An 18,989-nucleotide genomic window follows, 5' to 3' on the forward strand; every position below is an offset into this window, starting at 1 on the left:
CGAAAAAGCCCGCTCAATTGGCGGGCTTTGATCCGGTTTTCAGGTGCCGAAACTGCCTGAGTTTCATAACAGCATGAAAACCAAAGAAATTCTGGGGTGACCGATGGGGCTCGAACCCACGACAACCGGAATCACAATCCGGGACTCTACCAACTGAGCTACGGTCACCACTGAAACGTAGAACCATGCCGAAATGCATGTCTTCGTATCGTTCTTTTGCGCTTGCTTCCGCGAAAGAAACGAGATTCTAGCACGAACTTGAGCTTTTGTTCCAGCTTCTTCGGAAGGATGAAAAACGCATCCGGGATGGATGCGCATCCCGAATCGGCCCATGGAAAAATGCTCCTTTGGCGCTTGTCGTTTTATTGCAACTTTTATCCGGCGCGCCCCATGGAGGCAGCCTTGTTTTCGCATGGAGTTCTTTCGTTGGACAACCGTTTGATTCGAATCAATACAGAGACAAATAAACCATGTTGTCATGAGGGTAATTAAAAGACTTCTGTTTCACTTCACTCATAGGGAAGCCACCATGCGTCTACGTACACTTGCCGCCGCCTGCGCCATTTCGGCTGTTTTTGGTCCGGCCGCCGCCAATACCCTGCCGGTGCCTCCGGCAGCCGAGTTGCGTGAGACCTCGCGCAACCTCTTCAAGCCCATTCCTCCCGTCGAAGTCACGGTCAAGGAAAAGGGCGTGAGCGCCGAACAGATCGAGCTGGGCAAATGGCTGTTCTTCGAACCGCGCCTGTCGCGCAGCCATGTCATTACCTGTAATACCTGCCACAGCGTGGGCACGGGTGGCGCCGATAACGTGCCGACCTCCATCGGCCACGGCTGGCAGAAGGGCCCCCGCAACTCGCCTACGGTGCTGAATGCCGTGTTCAACATTGCCCAGTTCTGGGACGGCCGCGCGGCCGACCTGAAAGAGCAGGCCATGGGTCCGGTGCAGGCCAGCGTCGAAATGAACAGCACGCCCGACGCCGTCGAGGAAACGCTCAAGAGCATCCCCGAATACGTGGATGCGTTCAACAAGGCGTTCCCCAACGACAAGGATGCGGTCAGCTTCGAGAACATGGCGCGTGCGATCGAGGCCTTCGAAATCACACTGACGACGCCGAACTCGCGTTTCGACCAGTTCCTGGAAGGCAAGGACAGCCTGAACGATCATGAACTGACCGGCCTCGGACTGTTCATCAACAAGGGCTGCGTGGCCTGCCATGCGGGCGTGAACGTGGGCGGACAGTCCTACTTCCCGTTCGGCGTCATCAAGAGGCCTGGCGGGGACATTCTGCCCGAGGGCGACAAGGGTCGCTTCGCCGTGACCAACACCGCGGCCGACGAGTACGTCTTCCGTGCAGGTCCGCTGCGCAATATCGCGCTGACCGCACCTTATTTCCATAGCGGCGAAGTGTGGGATCTTGAAGAAGCCGTCGCGATCATGGGCAGCAGCCAGCTGGGCCACGAGCTGAACGATCAGGAAGTCAAGGCCATCACCGCCTTCCTGCACACGCTGACCGGCGAACAGCCCAAGGTCGAGTACCCGACCCTGCCGCGCAGCACCAGCAAGACGCCGCGCCCGCAGCAGTAATGGGTATTCTGGGGTAACCGCGGCACGGACTGGCATTGGCTTCGACAGACCGTAAAGGTCGCGGAATCCGGACACGCCTCCAGTGTGTCCGGTTCGTCCCGGACATGGCTTATTGCCACGTTCCGGGACATTTTGTTTTTGAAGGCCGCACATCCCGTTTGCCTTGCTTCTGGCTGGCACGTAAACTTGTTTCTTTGACCGTCACAGGATATCCGGCATGGCGCAGCTTTTCGTTGTCCACCCCCAGAACCCACAGGCCCGGCTGTTGAAACAGGCAGGGGCGCTACTGGCTGACGGCGGGCTGGTTGCAGTCCCTACGGATTCCAGTTATGCGGTCCTCGCCCGCCTCGACGACAAGGCGGCTGCCGATGCGTTGCGCCGTCTGCGCGGCCTGGACGAGCGCCATCATCTGACGCTGCTGTGCCGCGATCTTGCCGAAATCGGCCATTTCGCCAAAGTCGACAACCAGCAGTACCGCCTGCTCAAGCTGGCCACGCCCGGCCCCTGGACTTTCATTCTGGAGGCTACGCGCGAAGTGCCGCGCAGGGTGTCGCACCCTTCGCGCAAGACGATCGGCATCCGCGTGCCCAGCCACCCCGTGGCGCGCGACCTGATCGAGTTCGCCGGTTCCCCCCTGATGTCCACGACGCTGGTTCCCGAAGGAGAGGAAGATCCGCTGAACGATGCCCAGGAAATCATGGACAGGTACTCGGGGCAACTGGCCGCAGTGGTCGATGGCGGGGCATGCCCATTGCGGCCCACGACCGTCATCGACCTGACAGGATCCGTGCCGGAAGTGCTGCGCCTCGGCGCGGGAGATCCTTCGACGCTGGGACTGGACTGATCGCGTGGAATCCCTTATCCAGACCATTACCGTCTATGCCTTGCCGGTGCTGTTCGGTATTACGCTGCATGAAGCGGCGCACGGCTATGTCGCCCGGATGCTGGGCGATCCCACGGCTTATCACGCCGGGCGCGTCAGCCTGAATCCGGTCAGGCACATCGACCCCATCGGAACCATCGTGGTGCCGCTGGCGCTGCTGTTCAGCACCAAGCTGCTGGGCGGGGCGGGGGTGCTGTTCGGCTGGGCGAAACCTGTTCCCGTCGATTGGAGCAGGCTGCGCCGCCCCAAGAAGGACATGCTCTGGGTGGCCCTGGCCGGCCCGGCCTCCAATCTGTTCATGGCCATCCTGTGGGCGCTCAGCCTGCGCCTGCTGGTCGAGGCGGGAGCGGGTCCCAACGATTTCTGGGTGCGCATGGCCATCGCGGGCGTCCAGGTCAATCTGGTGCTGATGGCGCTGAACCTGATGCCGCTGCCTCCGCTGGACGGCGGGCGCATCGTCTTCAGCCTGCTGCCGGATCGCATGGCATGGCAGTTCTCGCGCATCGAGCCCTACGGCATGGTCATCCTGATCGTCCTGATGCTGACAGGCGTGCTCTGGGTGTTCCTGCAGCCGCTGCTCCTGTTCGGGCAAACGATCATTCGCTGGTTTCTTTGATCACTTCGGCGGCGAATCCGTTAAACTTCAAGATTGTTGTGCGCCTGATGGTTCAGGCGCGTCTCTGGAGACACTTTCATCATGGCAAGCGCGGATTCCGCAGCACGAATGTTCCAGGGCAGTATTCCTGCCCTCATCACTCCCATGCATCCCGACGGGACGCTCGATTTCGAGACCTTCCGAAAATTGATCGACTGGCATGTGCAGGAAGGCACCGACGGCTTGGTGGTCGTGGGAACGTCGGGCGAGTCGCCCACGGTCACGGTGGACGAGCATGCGGAGCTGATCCGTGTGGCGGTTGAACATGCGGCCGGACGCCTGCCTGTCATTGCCGGCGTCGGCGGCAACTCCACCGATGAAGCCATCCATCTCGCCCAGCATGCGCTGGACGTGGGCGCCCAGGCGGGGCTGTCGGTCGTGCCTTACTACAACAAGCCTACCCAGGAAGGCCTGTATCGGCATTTCCGCGCGATCGCCGAAGCGGTCGATCTTCCTACCATCCTGTACAACGTACCGGGCCGTACCGCCGCGGACATGTCGAACGATACAGTGCTCAGGCTGGCGCAGGTACCGGGAATCATCGGTCTGAAGGATGCAACTGGCGATATCGGCCGCGGCGCGCTGCTGCTGCGCGATGCGCCCGAAGATTTCCTGGTATTCAGCGGAGACGATCCGACCGCCGCCGCATTGATGCTGCTGGGCGGCGTGGGCAATATCTCCGTGACGGCAAATATCGCTCCGCGGCTGATGCACGAGCTTTGCGTGGCCGCGCGGGAAGGCAATGTTCCCCTGGCGCGTCAATTGAACGCCAAGCTGGCCGGTTTGAACAAAAACCTGTTTATCGAGTCGAACCCCATTCCCGTCAAGTGGGCAGTGGCCGAGCTTGGTCTTTCCCAGCTGGGCTACCGCCTGCCCTTGACGCCTCTGCACGAGCAATACCACGCGATTGTGCGCAATTCCATGAAAGAAGCAGGCTTACTCTGAAATGACGATGATGCATAAACAGTCGAAAATCGCGGGCATCGTGCTGGCGGCCAGTGCAATGGCGCTTTCCGGATGCTCCCAGGTCAATGAATTGCTGGGCAGCGAAGAATCGGTGGACTACAAAAGCACCGTGCGCGGCGAGTCACTCAGCATTCCGCCCGATCTGACGCAGGCAAATACTTCCACCCAGTACCGCGCGCCGGAAGGCACGGCCACGTTCAGCGACTATGCGCAGGGCAACGCCGAACGGGCGGTGGCATCCAAGGACAGCGAGATCCTGCCCGAGGCCAGCGGCATCAAGGTCATGCGCGACGGCGATATCCGCTGGCTGTCCGTCGACCGTCCGCCGGAAGAGGTCTATCCGCGTCTCATCGAGTTCTGGGGCGACCAGGGTTTCACCATCCAGTCCCAGGATCCCCGCACCGGCGTGATCGAGACCAATTGGGCGGAAAACCGCAAGAAGGTTCCCGAAGGCTGGCTTCGCAGCCTGCTGAAGATCGTCGACCAGGTCTTCGACAGCGGAGAGCGCGAACGCTTCCGCTCGCGAATGGAGCGCGTCAACGGCGCCACCGAGATCTATATCAGCCACCAGCAAATGATCGAGACTCCCGCAGGCGATGAAGCGACGTTCCGCTGGGTTCCGGGCAAGGAAGATCCCAACCTGAATGCCGTCATGCTGGCCCGTCTGATGGTGTATCTGGGAACGGACGTCGAGCAGGCGCGCACGCTGGTGACGCAGGCCGAACAGGGCGTGGATCGCCCGCAGGTGGTGACGTCCGCCAGCGGCCAGGCGGAGCTGACGCTGAACGAGCCCTTCGACCGGGCATGGCGCCGCGTGGGCGTGGCCATCGATTCCGCCGGCTTCACGGTGGAAGACCGGGATCGTTCCAGCGGCGACTATTTCATCCGCTACCTCGATACCGATACGGGCATCAAGCGCGAGCAGCCCAACATCTTCTCCCGCATGTTCGGCGGCAAGAACACGACGGAAGCCGACCAGTTCCGCATCCGCGTGACGGAGCAGATGTCCGGTACTGTCGTGACCGTCCTGGACAAGAGCGGCAATCGCGATACCAGCCAGACGGCGCAGCGCATCATCGGCGTGCTGGCGGACCAGATGCGGGTCAGGTAATAAAATTCCGCGCGCTTCGGCGCGTGCGACGGACGGGGGTTCCGCCTAGATGGCGGAACCCCCGTTTGCTTTTGTCGCAGCAGCCTATAGGCCCAGCCGCAGCCCGGCCTGCAGGCGGTACATGGCTTCCAGCGCTTGCCTGGGCGTCAGGTTGTCGATGTCGATTTGTTCGAGCGCTTCCTTCAACGCCAGGGCCGACGCAGTGTCTGGATCGGGCCTGCATTCGTCCTGCGCTTCGATGGGCGCCTGCGGGGAAGTATCGGCGGCGGGACCGGCAAATAGGTCCAGTTGCGGCGTCGGCGCGCCGGAAGCCTCCAGGCGCGCCAGCTCGCGGGCGGCATGCCTGATGACGGCGGAAGGAATGCCGGCGCGTTGCGCCACCTGGATACCATAGCTGCGGCTGGCGGCGCCCGGGCGCACTTCGTGCAGAAACACGATGCCGGACGGGGATTCCGCCGCCGCCAGATGCACATTGGCGGCAGCCGGAGCCTCCGACGGCAGACGCGTGATCTCGAAGTAATGCGTGGCGAACAGGGTCAGGGCCTGGTTGTGAGTCAGCAGCCGGTGCGCGATCGCCCAGGCCAGCGCCAGGCCGTCATAAGTGGACGTGCCGCGTCCGATTTCGTCCATCAGCACCAGGCTCTGCGAGGTGCTGGCGGCCAGGATGGCGGAGGCTTCCGTCATTTCCATCATGAAGGTAGAGCGTCCGCCGGCCAGGTCGTCCGCGGCGCCGATGCGCGTGAAAATGCGGTCGATGCTGCCGATGCGGGCGTTGCGCGCCGGTACGAAACTGCCGACGCGCGCCAGCAGCGCAATCAGCGCGATCTGCCGCATGTAGGTCGATTTACCGCCCATATTGGGGCCGGTGATCAGCAGCATGCGGCGTTGCGCGTGCAGCTCGCAGTCATTGGGCGTGAAGCGCTCGATGCTGTGCTCGACGACAGGATGCCGGCCCGCTTCGATCCAGATTTCGCTGCCATCGCTGAGCTCGGGGGCGACCCACAGATTGTCCCGCGCATGCTCGGCCAGGGCGGCCAGCGCATCGATTTCCGCCAGGGCCGCGGCGCAGGCGGACAGCAGGAGAGCATATGGAGCCAGCGTGTCAAGCAGCGTGTCGAACAGCCACTTTTCGCGCGCAAGGCTGCGGTCCTTGGCGGACAGCACCTTGTCTTCCCATGACTTCAGTTCCGGTGTGATGTAGCGTTCGGCATTCTTCAGCGTCTGCCGGCGGCGGTAGTCGTCGGGTACCTTGTCCGCCTGGCCTCGGGAAACCTCGATGTAGAAGCCGTGGACGCGGTTGTACTCCACGCGCAGATTGCCGATGCCGGTGCGCTCGCGCTCGCGTGCCTCCAGCTCGACCAGGAAATCCCCGCTGTCCGAGGCCAGGCGTCGTAGTTCGTCCAGCTCCTCGTCATAGCCGGCGGCGATGACGCCGCCGTCGCGGATAAGCTGGGCCGGTTCTTCCGCGACAGCTGATTGAAGCAGCCCTCCGATGTCTTCCGGAACCTGCAGCCGATCCAGGTATGGCGTGAATTGTTCGGGCGATGCGAAGCGGCCCGACAGGATGGCGATGGTGTCGGGAAGGGTTCGGATGGCATCCCTGAGACTGGCCAGTTCGCGCGGACGCACGCTGCGCAGCGCCAGTCGCGTGGCGATGCGCTCGATGTCCGGATAGCGCTTCAGGCTGGCCTGCAGCAGATCGAGCGGATCGGAGGCGGCAGGCATATCCTGGGCGGATGCTCCGGCTATATCGGACAGCAGTGTGGCGATGACTTTCTGACGCTCTGACGCCTGCTCGTTGGAGCGCAGCGGATGATGCAGCCAGCGGCGCAGCATGCGGCTGCCCATGGGCGTGTGGCAATGATCCAGCGTCGAGAACAGGGTAGGGCTGTCCTCGCCCGCAAGCGTGGATGTCAGCTCCAGGTTCTTGCGGGTGACCGGATCCAGCACGACGTAGGCGCTGACCTGATCCACACGCATGTTCTGGACGTGGGAAAGCGTCTGGTTCTGCGTACGGCCGACGTAGTGAAGCAATGCGCCAGCGGCATTGGCGGCGGCGGGGAACTCCTCCATGCCGAAACCGCCCAGCGTATCCACCTGGAAATGCTTCAGCAGGACGCCGTGGGCATTGGCGGTGTCGAAGTGCCAGTCGGGCAGGGTGCTCAGCGCCACGCCTTCCAGTGCGTGCTCGCGCTGGCTTTCCGGCACCAGCAGCTCGGCGGGAGAAATGCGGTGGAGTTCGGATTCCAGCATCTCGGGAGTGCACTCCGTCGCTAGGAACTCGCCATTGGCCAGGTTCATCCAGGCCAGGCCGATGCGATCCACGCGGTTGACGCGTGTCTGCCAGCAGGCGGCGATCATGCGGTCCGCCTTGGAGGGCAGCAGGGCGTCGTCGGTCAGGGTGCCCGGCGTGACGATGCGCACGATCTTGCGCTCGACCGGCCCCTTGCTGGCGGCGGGATCGCCGATCTGCTCGCAGATCGCCACGGATTCTCCCATGGCCACGAGGCGGGCCAGGTAGCCTTCCAGGGAGTGCACCGGAACGCCCGCCATCGGAATCGGCGCGCCGTTGGATGTGCCGCGCTTGGTCAGCGTCAGGCCCAGCATCCGGGAGGCGCGCTCGGCGTCTTCGTAGAACAGCTCGTAGAAGTCGCCCATGCGGTAGAGCAGCAGATGCGATCCGGCCTCTTTTTTCAGGGCCAGGTATTGCCTCATCATCGGGGTGTGCGACGATAAATCTTGTTTTTCCATTAAGCTCAATAGATTACGTTTTTTTAGATGGCAGGCTGGGGCAAATTCGAGGCAATTCCGATATTGCTGTGCTCATGGGCGGAAGGCATGTGCTCGCAGAACAGACATTGTAATGAGTATGCCTGCCGTGCGAGTAAGCCGCCAAGAATAGCTGGCGTTACCCAAGGTCGCACTGCCGCGCTGCGGCCGTTCAGGTTTTCGGCAGGCGGTTCTGCAGCGATTCCGACAGTTTTTGCGCTTCCGCTACCAGTTCCTTCAGCGCGAAAAGGCGTTTTTCCTCGGTATAGCGCGACCTCAGGCCGGATACCGACAAAGAGCCGTAGGCGGTGCCATGCTTGTCCAGAATAGGCACGGCGACAGCGGCGACGTCGGGATCCCGCTCTCCCAGTGATATGTAGTGGCCCTGGGCATGAGTCTGCCTGTCCTGTTCGGTTTCATTCGCCTGGCCGCCGAAGACCCTCAGTATATGGCCGGTGGCGCCAAACTCCAGAGGCAGAAAAGAGCCTTCTTCCAGATGGTGGCGCGCGGATCGAGGGGAGTTTTCGCGATACAGACACAGCCTTTGGTCGCCGACCCGTATGTAATAGGCCGCCGTTTCATGTGTGCTGGCGACCAGGTTGCGCAGGCAGGGCCGGATGATGTCTTCCACATCGAATGTGTGCTTGTACCGCATGCCCAGCTGAAAAATGCTGATGCCCAGATGATAGGAACCCTGCGGGGTGCGAGTGATATAGCCGTATTGCTCGAGCGACCCTATCAAACGCAGGATGGTGCTTTTGTACAGCCCCGTGCAAGCCGCCAGTTCGGCCAGCGTCAATGTCAATTTTCCCTGTTTGAAAGCGTCAAGCACGATAAGCGCACGCTCTACTGCTTCCACCCGATTGGTGTTCTTGGACATCCTGTCTGATCCTTGTTGTCGGAAAACTGGCTGGGCCAACGGCGAATCAGGACATGCTCAGGGTATTCACTGATATTTTGAGGTTGACCGCACGAAGCATTCTAAATCAAACTCCAGGTTCCGTTGAATAGAATTTAAAATTCTATTGTTCGGAACGGTATGGCGATTAAGAATGAAGGAGTCGTATGTGACCCAGTTGTTGAATCAAGTGCGTGTTCTGGATCTGACGAATGTGCTTGCCGGTCCCTATGCGTGTTACCAACTGGCTCAGCTGGGCGCGGAAGTCATCAAGGTGGAGCGTCCGCTTCAGGGCGATCTGGCGCGCCAGTTGGGCGCCGACGCGCAGCGCAATGCCGAAATGATGGGCGTATCCTTTCTTGCGCAGAATGCCGGCAAGCAGTCCGTGACGATCGACTTCAAGCATCCGCAGGGCAAAGCGCTGTTCAAGAAGCTGGTGGCGACGGCGGACGTCGTCGTCGAGAATTTCCGGGCGGGCGTGATGGACCGGCTGGGGCTGGGCTACGACGATCTGAAAGAAATCAAGCCCGATCTGATCTATTGCGCCATATCGGGTTTCGGGCAGGACGGCCCCATGTCCACGCTGCCCGCCTACGACCAGATCATCCAGGGACAGTCGGGTCTGATGAGTGTCACTGGCGATGCGCAAAGCGGCCCTTTGCGGGTGGGATATCCAGTGTGCGACACGATAGGCGGCATGACGGCGGCTTTCGCGATTGCGAGCGCGCTGTTTCGGCGTGAGCGCACGGGCCAGGGAGAAAGCATCGATGTATCCATGCTGGAGTCCACACTGGGGACCATGGGATGGGTGGTGTCGAACTGGCTGGTTTCCGGCATTCGTCCCGAACGGTTCGGTAATCAGAACATGACTGCCGTGCCGTCGGGTACGTTCAAGACCGGCGATGGGCTGATCAACATCGCCGCGAATCAGCAGGCCCAGTTCGAGCGGCTTGCGAAAGCCGTCGGCCATGAGGAGTGGCTGGCCGACCCGCGGTTCGAAACCAGGGACAAGCGCAAGCAGCATCGGGAGCAGTTCAATGTGCTTCTGGAGGCCGCGCTGCGGGAGCGCTCGGCGACCGAATGGTCGGAAATCTTCAATGCGCGGGACATTCCCGCGGGAGAGGTCAGGACCGTCGAGCAGGCGCTGGACAACCCGCACATGGAGGCGCGCGGTTTCATCAAGACGGTGCGCGATGAAACGCGTGGCGACGAGATCAAGGTGGTGCGCTCTGGCTTCAGGCTGGAGTCCGGCGATCCAGCGCCGACTTCGTATCCTCCGCGCCTGGGCGAGCACACCCTGTCCATACTCGAAAGCCTGGGCCTATCGACTCAGGAGATAGCCGCATTGCAGGCGGATAACGTCATATAAGGAGAGACGGCATGAATGAAAATCCAGCCAAGCAGCAAGCGGCTGACTGGTGGTCGACATCGATCATACAGATGAGCCCCGGCGTCATCAATTTCCACGGCTATCCCATACAGGACTTGATCGGAAAGGCGGGATTCGTCGAGATGATCTGGCTGATGCTCAAGAGCGAGCTTCCCAGCCAGGGAGAAGCGGCGTTGTTTAACGCTGCGCTGATGGCCGGCGTTGATCACGGCCCGCAGGCGCCCAGTATCGCCATTGCGCGCATCGCGTCGTCTTGCGGAGTGGGAATCAACAATGCGATGGCTTCCGCCGCCAATGTCCTGGGCGACGTGCACGGCGGAGCGGGGGAGCAGTGCGTGTCGCTGCTCAGACAGATCATCGCGCTGAGCGAGACGTCGGAACTGACGATTGCGCAGGCGGCGGAAGAAGTGCTGGCGGCTTATTTCGACGATGGCAACAAGTATGTGCCGGGTTACGGACACCGCTTTCATCCTGTGGATCCGCGGGCAGCTCCCTTGCTGGGGCTGTTGCGCAAGGCGGAACAGGAGGGTGTGGTGCGCCCCGGCTATGTAGAGGCCGCCGAGGCGGTCATCGATGCGATCGAAGCGCGCAAGGGCAAGAAAATTCCCATCAATATCGACGGCGCCACCGCCGCAATCTACGGCGCCCTGGGGTTCGAGCCGCAGCTGTGCCGTGGCTTGTTCGTGCTGTCGCGCTCGGTAGGGATCCTGGCCCATTCCTGGGAACAGTTCCAGCGCAGCGAACGCAACAAAGGGCCGATCCCCAAGGGCTGGCTGTGGACTTATACGGGCAAGCCCGTCCGGCGAAGCGGTGAGCAAGAGTCCTGAGCAGCCTGGATGCAGGAAGCCGCATTGGGCGCCGTCGGCCATCCGTCCGCGAGCGCCCTTCAATGAAAACGGATAGCTCTCTCTGGGCCTGCCGAGCCCGTTATTTACCAAAAGGAAGGAGAAACAGGATGATGAAGCAACGAGTTATGAGTGTTGTGTTCGCAGGCTGCATGGCGGCATTCGCCAATACGGCGGCAAGCGCCGGATTCCCCGAAAAAAGCATCAATTTCGTGGTTCCCTATTCGCCAGGCGGAGGAACCGATATTTCCAGCCGTCTGCTGACGGAGAAAATCGCCAGGGACAAAGGGTGGTCGTTCATCGTGGACAACCGTCCCGGAGCCAGCGGCAGCGTGGGCCTGAGTTATCTGGCCCGCCAGAAGAACGACGGCTATGCCCTGGGCATGGGGCAGACGTCCAACCTGAGCATCAACCCGTTCCTGAACAGCGATATCGCCTATGACCCGATCAAGGACTTCACGCCGATCGCGATCGTGGCCTCGCAGCCCATGGTGGTTGTCGTTTCCACCAAATCCAAATACCAGACGTTCGAGGACCTGGTGGCCGACGCCAAGGCTCAGAAACGCCTGACGATGGGTACGCCCGGCATCGGAACCGTCAGCCACATGTCCATGGAGTATTTTGGCCAGCAGGCCGGGGTGGCCTTCCGTCATATTCCTTATCCGGGCGCGACCCAGGCCATTACCGAAGTCATGGGCGGGCAACTGAGCTTTGCGGCTACCAGCCTGCCCAGCGCACTGTCGCATATCCGCTCGGGTTCGGTCCGTGCGCTGGCCGTGACTTCCAAGGAAAGGAACCAGAGCCTGCCCGACGTTCCCGCAATCGCCGAGCTCGGCTACGACGGATTTGACGTTGGCGACTGGAAGGCGGTGGTCGCTCCGGCAGGCATTTCGGACGAGCTGGCCGCGCAGTTGAACGCCGCGGTAAACGATGCCTTGAAGGACAAGGATCTGGTGCAGGCGTTCGAGCGCGAGGGCAGCGACGTCGTGGGCGGCAGCGTCGAGGACTTCAAGACGCTGATGGAGCGTGAGCAGGTGCGCTGGCAGGAAGTGGTCAAGAGCGCAGGCATCGCCAAGAAGAAGTAATCCCGCAGGGATTGCTGGCTTGTCCAATGGCAAGCCGGCAGTTTTTGCCGCCGGGCTGCTTCCTTAGAGTATGGATATCAGTATGAAAAAAATCGATTCGATGGATGTGATCGGAGGCGCGCTGTTCTGCATTCTCGGCATCTCCGTCTTTTTCTATTCCCAGTCGGAGTACGAACTGGGCAGCCTTGCCGAAATGGGGCCGGGGGCTTTTCCCGCCTACCTTGGCGTCATCATGACTTTGCTGGGGGCGGGCATCACGATTGAAGCGCTGTACAAAAGGCATCAGCGGCGCAGCCTGAATATCGGGCCGATGATCGCCGTTGTGACGGGCATCGTTGTCTTCGCTCTGGCCATAGAGCGCCTGGGCGCGCTGGCGGCCATTTTCGCTCTCGTATTCATCTCGGCCTGGCCGGACCGCAATCTGAACTTTCGCAGGACGCTGATCCTGGCCGTAGCGCTGGTGGTGATCGCCTGCGTCGTGTTCAAGCTCGGGCTGAGCATGAATTTCAGTCTTGTCCCGGGAGTTCTGTAATGGAATTGTTCGATAATGCAATGCTCGGCCTGAGCGTGGCCTTGAGCTGGAACAATCTGCTGTACTGCTTCCTGGGCGTTCTGATCGGCACGTTCCTGGGCGTGATTCCGGGCATCGGGGTGCTGGCTTCGATTTCTCTGCTGTTTCCCCTGACATTCCACATGGAGCCTACCGCAGCCCTGATCATGCTGGCCGGTATCTGGTACGGCACGACTTACGGCGGCAGTACGGCATCGGTGCTGCTCAATGTACCCGGTACGCCGACCAACGCGGTGACCTGCCTGGACGGCTATCCCATGACCAAGCAGGGACGCGGCGGCGTGGCCCTGCTTATGACGACCGTGGCCTCGCTGTTCGGAGGAACCTTCGGCATCCTGCTGCTGATGATGTTCTCGCCCGTCATCGCAAGCTATGCCATCACCTTTGGAGCGCCCGAGTATTTTTCGCTGATGCTGCTGGGCCTGGTGGCGGCCAGCAGCATATCCGACGGCTCGTTCATGAAGGGCCTGATGATGGTGGCGCTGGGCATACTGGTCGGCTCGGTAGGAACGGACATCTATACAGGAACACCGCGCTTCGTGTTCGGCCTGCTGGAACTGGGCGATGGCGTCAGCCTGATCGCGCTTGCCATGGGCGTATTCGGCGTGGCCGAGGTGATTGCCAGCATCGGACGGGTCAACACCCGAGAACTGGACAAGAAGTCAGTGTCCTTTGCCGCCATGAAGCCGACCAAGGATGACATGAGCCGCTCATGGATGCCCATGGTCAGAGGGTCGGGCATCGGTTCCTTCTTCGGCACATTGCCTGGAACAGGACCGTCGCTGGCGGCGTTCGTGTCTTACGCCGTTGAAAAGCGGGTTTCCAAACGACCGGAAAAGTTCGGCAATGGCGCCATCGAAGGCGTTGCCGGCCCCGAGTCCGCCAATAGCGCCGCTGACCAGACCTCGTTCATTCCGACGCTGTCGCTGGGAATTCCCGGAAGCCCCACGATGGCGTTGATGCTGGGCGCCCTGATGATTCACGGCATTGCGCCGGGTCCGCAACTGATGACTGAGCAGCCGTCCTTGTTCTGGGGCCTGGTCATGAGCTTCTGGATCGGCAACATCCTGCTGGTCATCCTGAACGTTCCCCTGATCGGTGTCTGGGTGAAGGTGCTGACCGTTCCCTATCACTATCTGTATCCGTCGGTGCTGATGTTCATCGCCATCGGAACCTATAGCGTCAACAGCAGCATCATCGACATCATGATGGTGGCAGGCTTCGGGCTGGTCGGCTATTTTCTGGCCGTGCTGCGGTACCCGCTGGCGCCGCTGATCCTGGGCTTTGTGCTGGGCCCCTTGGTCGAGCAGCATTTCCGCAGGGCCATGCTGATATCCGACGGCTCGCTTATGACATTCGTCGAGCGTCCTGTCAGTCTGACGATTCTTGTCCTGACGCTGCTGATCGCGTTGTGGGGCGTCTGGTCGGGCATGAAGGCGAAGCGTCTGGTCCGGAGCCTGGAAAATAAGGACGACAAGACAGCAGAAAATGCATGATGCCGCGCCGGCTCTCGGGATATCCCCGGGAATCGGTCGCTGGATTTCAGTATGTGGAGGAGTTGGTCAACCTGCTTCTTGACCTTGACCTAATGGCAAGGTTTAGTCTGTGTTCATAGACAAGTCGATTGACGCTTGGGCGTTTCAGAGGGTTTTCATGAACACAGAACCAACATCCATACAGAATGGTGCCGAATCGATTCACCTGCAGGTGGAGGGCATGAGCTGCGCTTCCTGCGTGGGGCGTGTCGAGAAGGCGATCAAGGCCGTTCCCGGCGTGCAGGGCGCTTCGGTCAACCTGGCCACCGAGCGCGCCGATATCGCGCTCGGCTCGGCTGACCGTATGGCGGTGGTGCAAGCGATCGAAAAGGCGGGCTACCCGGTAAAGACAGGCCCGGTCGAGCTTCGGATAGAGGGCATGACTTGCGCTTCCTGCGTGGGACGGGTCGAGCGGGCGTTGCAGGCCGTGCCGGGCGCCACGGAGGTTTCCGTCAACCTGGCGACGGAGCGCGCGGTGGTGCAGGGCGTCGCCGATCCCCGGGCGCTGATCGCAGCCGTCGCCAAGGCCGGCTACGAAGCGGAGCTGGTGGAGGCGGGAATCGCCGACACCGGCGAAAGCGATGAAGCCAGGAAGGACGAAGAGCGCCTGGCCTTGAGGCGGGACCTGTTCATCGCTGTCGCGCTGGCGCTGCCCGTTTTCATTATCGAGATGGGATCGCATGTCATCCCCGGCATGCACGAACTGGTGATGCGCACCATCGGGATGCAGGAGAGCTGGTATCTGCAGTTCATCCTGACGACGCTGGTGCTGCTGTTCCCCGGCCGGCGTTTCTACGCCAAGGGATTTCCGGCGTTGGCGCGATTGGCTCCGGACATGAACTCGCTGGTGGCCGTGGGCACGCTGGCGGCCTATTCGTATTCCGTGGTGGCGACTTTCTTCCCCGGGCTGCTGCCTGCCGGTACCGTCAATGTCTATTACGAAGCGGCGGCGGTCATCGTTGCGTTGATCCTGCTCGGGCGCTACCTGGAGGCGCGCGCAAAGGGCAGGACTTCCGAAGCGATCAGCCGCCTGGTCGGCCTGCAGCCCAGGACCGCGCGCGTCGTGCGCGACGGCAGTGCGGTCGACCTGCCGGTGGCGGAAGTCGTCGCCGGGGATCTCGTCGAAGTGCGGCCCGGCGAGCGGGTGCCTGTGGACGGCGAGGTGGTGGAAGGTGGCAGCTATGTCGATGAGTCCATGATCACCGGTGAGCCGGTTCCCGTGGAGAAGACCGTCGGATCGCAGGTCGTGGGCGGAACGGTCAACCAGCAGGGGGCCTTCTCCCTGCGGGCGACCGCCGTGGGCGGCAAGACCGTGCTGGCGCAGATCATTCGCCTGGTGGAGCAGGCCCAGGCTTCCAAGCTGCCCATCCAGGCAGTGGTGGACAAGGTGACGATGTGGTTCGTGCCGGCCGTGATGGCGGCGGCGTTGCTGACCTTCCTGGCCTGGCTGGCATTCGGGCCGTCGCCGGCGCTGACGTTTGCGCTGGTCAATGCCGTGGCGGTCCTGATCATCGCCTGCCCATGCGCCATGGGCCTGGCCACGCCGACCTCCATCATGGTCGGCACCGGGCGGGGCGCGGAGCTGGGCGTGCTGTTCCGCAAGGGAGAGGCGCTGCAGTTGCTCAAGGACGCCAGCATCGTCGCCGTGGACAAGACAGGAACGCTGACCGAAGGCCGGCCTGCGCTGACGGATCTCGAGCTGACGGAAGGCTTCTCCCGTTCCAGCGTGCTGGCGGCTGTTGCCGCGGTCGAGTCGCGCTCCGAGCACCCGATCGCGCAAGCCATCGTCGCGGCGGCGCGGGAAGAGGGGCTGGAGCTGCCCGCCATCTCCGGCTTTTCCTCCGTGACCGGCTTCGGCGTGCATGCGCAGGTAGCGGGTGAAGACGTGCAGATCGGTGCGGACCGCTACATGCGCAGCCTGGGACTGGACGCCGATGTGTTCGCCGATACGGCGGCACGGCTGGGCGAGGAAGGAAAGTCGCCGCTCTACGCAGCCATTGGCGGAAGGCTTGCCGCCATCATCGCCGTGGCGGATCCGATCAAGACAAGCACGCCGGACGCCATTGCGGCCCTGCACGGGCTTGGCCTGAAAGTGGTCATGATCACAGGCGACAACCGGCGCACCGCGCAGGCGATTGCCAACCGCCTGGGAATCGACGAGGTCGTGGCCGAAGTCCTGCCGGAAGGCAAGGTGGAGGCGGTGCGCAGCCTGAAGGACAAGCATGGACGGCTGGCGTTCGTCGGCGACGGCATCAACGACGCGCCCGCGCTGGCGCAGGCCGACGTCGGGCTGGCCATCGGGACGGGCACGGACGTGGCCATGGAGGCGGCGGACGTGGTGCTGATGTCCGGCAACCTGCAGGGCGTGCCCAATGCCATCGCCCTGTCCAGGGCGACCATCGGCAATATCCGCCAGAACCTGTTCTGGGCCTTTGCCTACAACACGGCCCTGATCCCGGTAGCGGCGGGCGTGCTGTATCCGGCCTATGGCGTACTGCTGTCGCCCATGTTCGCCGCCGGTGCGATGGCGTTGTCCAGCGTATTCGTGCTCGGCAATGCCCTGCGCTTGCGCAAGTTCCAGCCGCCGCATGCGTAAGGAACATGGCGTTGCTGCATCATGCCCGCTGACGGGCGTCCCGCTCAGGCGGCCATTACGTCTTCGTGGATCAATTCCAGGAACTGCCTGGCGGCAACGCTCAAGGCGCGGTCGCGCCGCACGATACTTCCGTATTCTTCCAGTTTCTGCTGGAACTTGAAGGGCAGTATCGTCAATAGGCCGTGCTCCGCGTTGTAGCGGGCGACGGTGGCTGGCACGACGGATATCAGCTCGGAATTTCGCACCAGGTTCATGCTGGTCAGCATGGATCCGGTTTCGATCAAGCCGCGCGGCTGATCGAGCTTGTGGAAAAGGAATTCCTGGTCGACGACGGTACGCATGGGACTGCCGACGGGTTGCACGATCCATCCGTATTCCAGCATATCCTCCAGGCGCACCTTCTTTTTCCTGGACAGGGGATGGTCGATCGCCGCGATGACGGACAGCGCCTCGTCGTCGATCGACTTGAAGAAATGGTCCTGCTGCTGTTCGCTGGACATGCGGCCGATGACGACTTCCAGCACGCCTTCGCGCAGCTGCGCCATCAGGCGGTTGCTGGTATCCACCGCCACTTCGATGTTCAGCAAGGGGTAGTGCTGTTTCAGATGCAGCAGGGCATTGGTCAGGCGCCCGGGAGAGGCCGCCATGATGCAGCCGATGGCAAGCCTGCCGGCGCTTCCCTGCCGGATCTCGGTGAGTTCGCGGTTCAAGGCTTCCATCGTCCCGTGCAGGCTCTGGAAGTACTCCGTGACGCGCATGCCCGCTTCGTTGATCTGCAGTCTCCGGTGAACCCGGTTGAACAGATGGAATCCCAGGGTCTCCTCGAGCTCATGCAGCATCTTGGTCGCCGCGGGCTGGGACAGGCCCAGCCGGTTGGCCGCCTGATGCAGCGTGTGTTCTTCGTGAATGGCCAGCAGCAGGGCCACCTGGCGCATGCGCAGCCGATTCAGCAGTTGAATGGTGCTGTCTTTCCTGTCGACCGATCCCATGTGAGGCGTCCTAGTTGATATCCACAGGCTATCAATTTATCAATTAATTTCAATTTACGGAATATTAAACGGTCAGTACGATGGCATCCATAAACAAGTTGCATGAACAAACAACACTCGACAGGAGACTAGGAATGAAACGTAGACTATTCGTATTCACGGCATTGGCGATGGCTCTGGCATCGGGCCAGGCTATGGCGCAGAAAAATGATGCGCAGTGGCCCGACAGGCCGATCCGCATGCTGGTGGGGTCGGCTCCCGGCGGCGGCACGGACGCGATGGCGCGCGCGATCGCGGATCAACTGGGGCCGCTGCTCAACCAGTCGGTCGTGGTCGAAAACCGCCCGGGCGTCTCGAACACGCTGGCGGTGGACATGACAGCGAAATCCACCGACGGCCATACCATGGTGATGGGGGTGAGCACCGCGCATGCGATCGCCCCGCACCTGTTCAAGCTGGGCTATGACAGCAACAAGGATCTCGTGCCGGTGGTGTTTGTCGGCGCTGTTCCGAACGTGCTGGTCGTGACCAACGACCTGCCTGCCAAATCGGTCAGCGATCTGGTGAACCTGGCGAAAAAGCAGCCCAACGCCATCAACTTCGCCAGCAGCGGCGCGGGAAGCACGCAGCATATCGCCGCGGAAATCTTCAAGGACGCCGCGGGCATCAAGATCGAGCATATCCCCTACAGGGGCAGCGCTCCGGCCTTGATCGATCTGGTCAGCGGCCGGGTGCAGATGAGCTTCGATACCATGCCGTCCGTGATCGGCCATATCAAGAACGACAAGATCCGCCCTCTGGCGGTGACCACCAGCGAGCGCAGCAAGCAGCTGCCCGATGTGCCGACGATGGCTGAAGCGGGATTGCCCGATGTGAGCGTCAGGGCCTGGTACGGCATCTACATGCCGGCCTCCACGCCGCCGGAAGTGCAGAGCAAGGTGCATGGGTTGGTCAACCAGATCCTGGAAATGCCAGTCACCAAGGAGCGGCTCGAAGGCATAGGCTCGGAGGCCAAGCCGATCTCCCAGGAAGAATTCAAGGCGTTCCATGATGCGGAGTACCAGCGTTATGGCGACATCATCCGCAAGAACAACATCACCATCGACTGACG

At 61.8% G+C, this 18,989-nt stretch carries 15 protein-coding genes and 1 tRNA gene; 12 read left to right on the plus strand and 4 right to left on the minus strand.

The features are described from left to right. Window positions 1-92: 92 nt before the first annotated feature. Window positions 93-168, minus strand: a tRNA-His gene (locus EV686_RS04270). A 361-nt stretch (window positions 169-529) separates the two neighbouring features. Between EV686_RS04270 and EV686_RS04275 the strand changes: the two genes are divergently transcribed. The 5 genes from EV686_RS04275 to bamC all read left to right on the plus strand — a co-directional run bounded on the left by EV686_RS04275 (window position 530) and on the right by bamC (window position 5,200). After that, a complete protein-coding gene (locus tag EV686_RS04275) occupies window positions 530-1,585 on the plus strand; it encodes a cytochrome-c peroxidase (RefSeq protein ID WP_132473896.1) in 1,056 nt (351 codons plus the stop codon). A 217-nt stretch (window positions 1,586-1,802) separates the two neighbouring features. Continuing rightward, window positions 1,803-2,429: an L-threonylcarbamoyladenylate synthase gene (locus tag EV686_RS04280; protein ID WP_132473898.1), complete on the plus strand. Its 627-nt coding sequence runs from the start codon at window positions 1,803-1,805 to the stop codon at window positions 2,427-2,429. A gap of 4 nt (window positions 2,430-2,433) precedes the next feature. Beyond that, complete coding sequence (locus EV686_RS04285) at window positions 2,434-3,084, plus strand: site-2 protease family protein (protein WP_132473900.1); 651 nt, start codon at window positions 2,434-2,436, stop codon at window positions 3,082-3,084. Between the two features lie 81 nt (window positions 3,085-3,165). Further along, complete coding sequence (dapA, locus tag EV686_RS04290; RefSeq protein WP_165972494.1) at window positions 3,166-4,068, plus strand: 4-hydroxy-tetrahydrodipicolinate synthase; 903 nt, start codon at window positions 3,166-3,168, stop codon at window positions 4,066-4,068. A 10-nt stretch (window positions 4,069-4,078) separates the two neighbouring features. Beyond that, window positions 4,079-5,200: an outer membrane protein assembly factor BamC gene (gene bamC, locus EV686_RS04295; RefSeq protein ID WP_132474839.1), complete on the plus strand. Its 1,122-nt coding sequence runs from the start codon at window positions 4,079-4,081 to the stop codon at window positions 5,198-5,200. A gap of 84 nt (window positions 5,201-5,284) precedes the next feature. Here bamC and mutS read toward each other — a convergent pair whose 3' ends face one another. Further along, window positions 5,285-7,951, minus strand: a complete 2,667-nt coding sequence (mutS, locus tag EV686_RS04300) for a DNA mismatch repair protein MutS (protein WP_424451107.1) — start codon at window positions 7,949-7,951, stop codon at window positions 5,285-5,287. 190 nt (window positions 7,952-8,141) lie between these two features. Continuing rightward, a complete protein-coding gene (locus EV686_RS04305) occupies window positions 8,142-8,849 on the minus strand; it encodes an IclR family transcriptional regulator (RefSeq protein WP_132473906.1) in 708 nt (235 codons plus the stop codon). Window positions 8,850-9,036: 187 nt separating this feature from the next. On the opposite strand from EV686_RS04305, the gene EV686_RS04310 reads away from it, so the two are divergent. The 6 genes from EV686_RS04310 (at window position 9,037) to EV686_RS04335 (ending at window position 16,889) form a co-directional block, all read left to right on the plus strand. Next, window positions 9,037-10,236 (plus strand): CaiB/BaiF CoA transferase family protein, encoded by a 1,200-nt coding sequence (locus EV686_RS04310; RefSeq protein WP_424451109.1) that lies wholly within the window; start codon window positions 9,037-9,039, stop codon window positions 10,234-10,236. Window positions 10,237-10,247: 11 nt separating this feature from the next. Beyond that, on the plus strand, window positions 10,248-11,084 hold the full coding sequence (locus EV686_RS04315; RefSeq protein ID WP_132473910.1) for a citryl-CoA lyase: 837 nt from the start codon (window positions 10,248-10,250) through the stop codon (window positions 11,082-11,084). 128 nt (window positions 11,085-11,212) lie between these two features. Further along, window positions 11,213-12,187, plus strand: a complete 975-nt coding sequence (locus EV686_RS04320; protein ID WP_165972495.1) for a Bug family tripartite tricarboxylate transporter substrate binding protein — start codon at window positions 11,213-11,215, stop codon at window positions 12,185-12,187. Between the two features lie 82 nt (window positions 12,188-12,269). After that, on the plus strand, window positions 12,270-12,719 hold the full coding sequence (locus EV686_RS04325) for a tripartite tricarboxylate transporter TctB family protein (protein WP_165972496.1): 450 nt from the start codon (window positions 12,270-12,272) through the stop codon (window positions 12,717-12,719). Further along, entirely contained in the window at window positions 12,719-14,254 is a 1,536-nt protein-coding gene (locus EV686_RS04330; RefSeq protein WP_132473916.1) for a tripartite tricarboxylate transporter permease, read from the plus strand. Before EV686_RS04325 ends, EV686_RS04330 begins: the two co-directional genes overlap by 1 nt. Before the next feature lie 157 nt (window positions 14,255-14,411). Then, entirely contained in the window at window positions 14,412-16,889 is a 2,478-nt protein-coding gene (locus EV686_RS04335) for a heavy metal translocating P-type ATPase (RefSeq protein ID WP_132473918.1), read from the plus strand. 44 nt (window positions 16,890-16,933) lie between these two features. Here EV686_RS04335 and EV686_RS04340 read toward each other — a convergent pair whose 3' ends face one another. Then, on the minus strand, window positions 16,934-17,878 hold the full coding sequence (locus EV686_RS04340) for a LysR family transcriptional regulator (RefSeq protein WP_132473920.1): 945 nt from the start codon (window positions 17,876-17,878) through the stop codon (window positions 16,934-16,936). Window positions 17,879-18,012: 134 nt separating this feature from the next. Here EV686_RS04340 and EV686_RS04345 point away from each other — a divergent pair, with 134 nt between their 5' ends. Further along, window positions 18,013-18,987 (plus strand): Bug family tripartite tricarboxylate transporter substrate binding protein, encoded by a 975-nt coding sequence (locus EV686_RS04345; protein WP_132473922.1) that lies wholly within the window; start codon window positions 18,013-18,015, stop codon window positions 18,985-18,987. Window positions 18,988-18,989: the final 2 nt, after the last annotated feature.

It is taken from the genome of Paracandidimonas soli, assembly GCF_004342005.1.
Lineage (GTDB): Bacteria > Pseudomonadota > Gammaproteobacteria > Burkholderiales > Burkholderiaceae_B > Paracandidimonas > Paracandidimonas soli.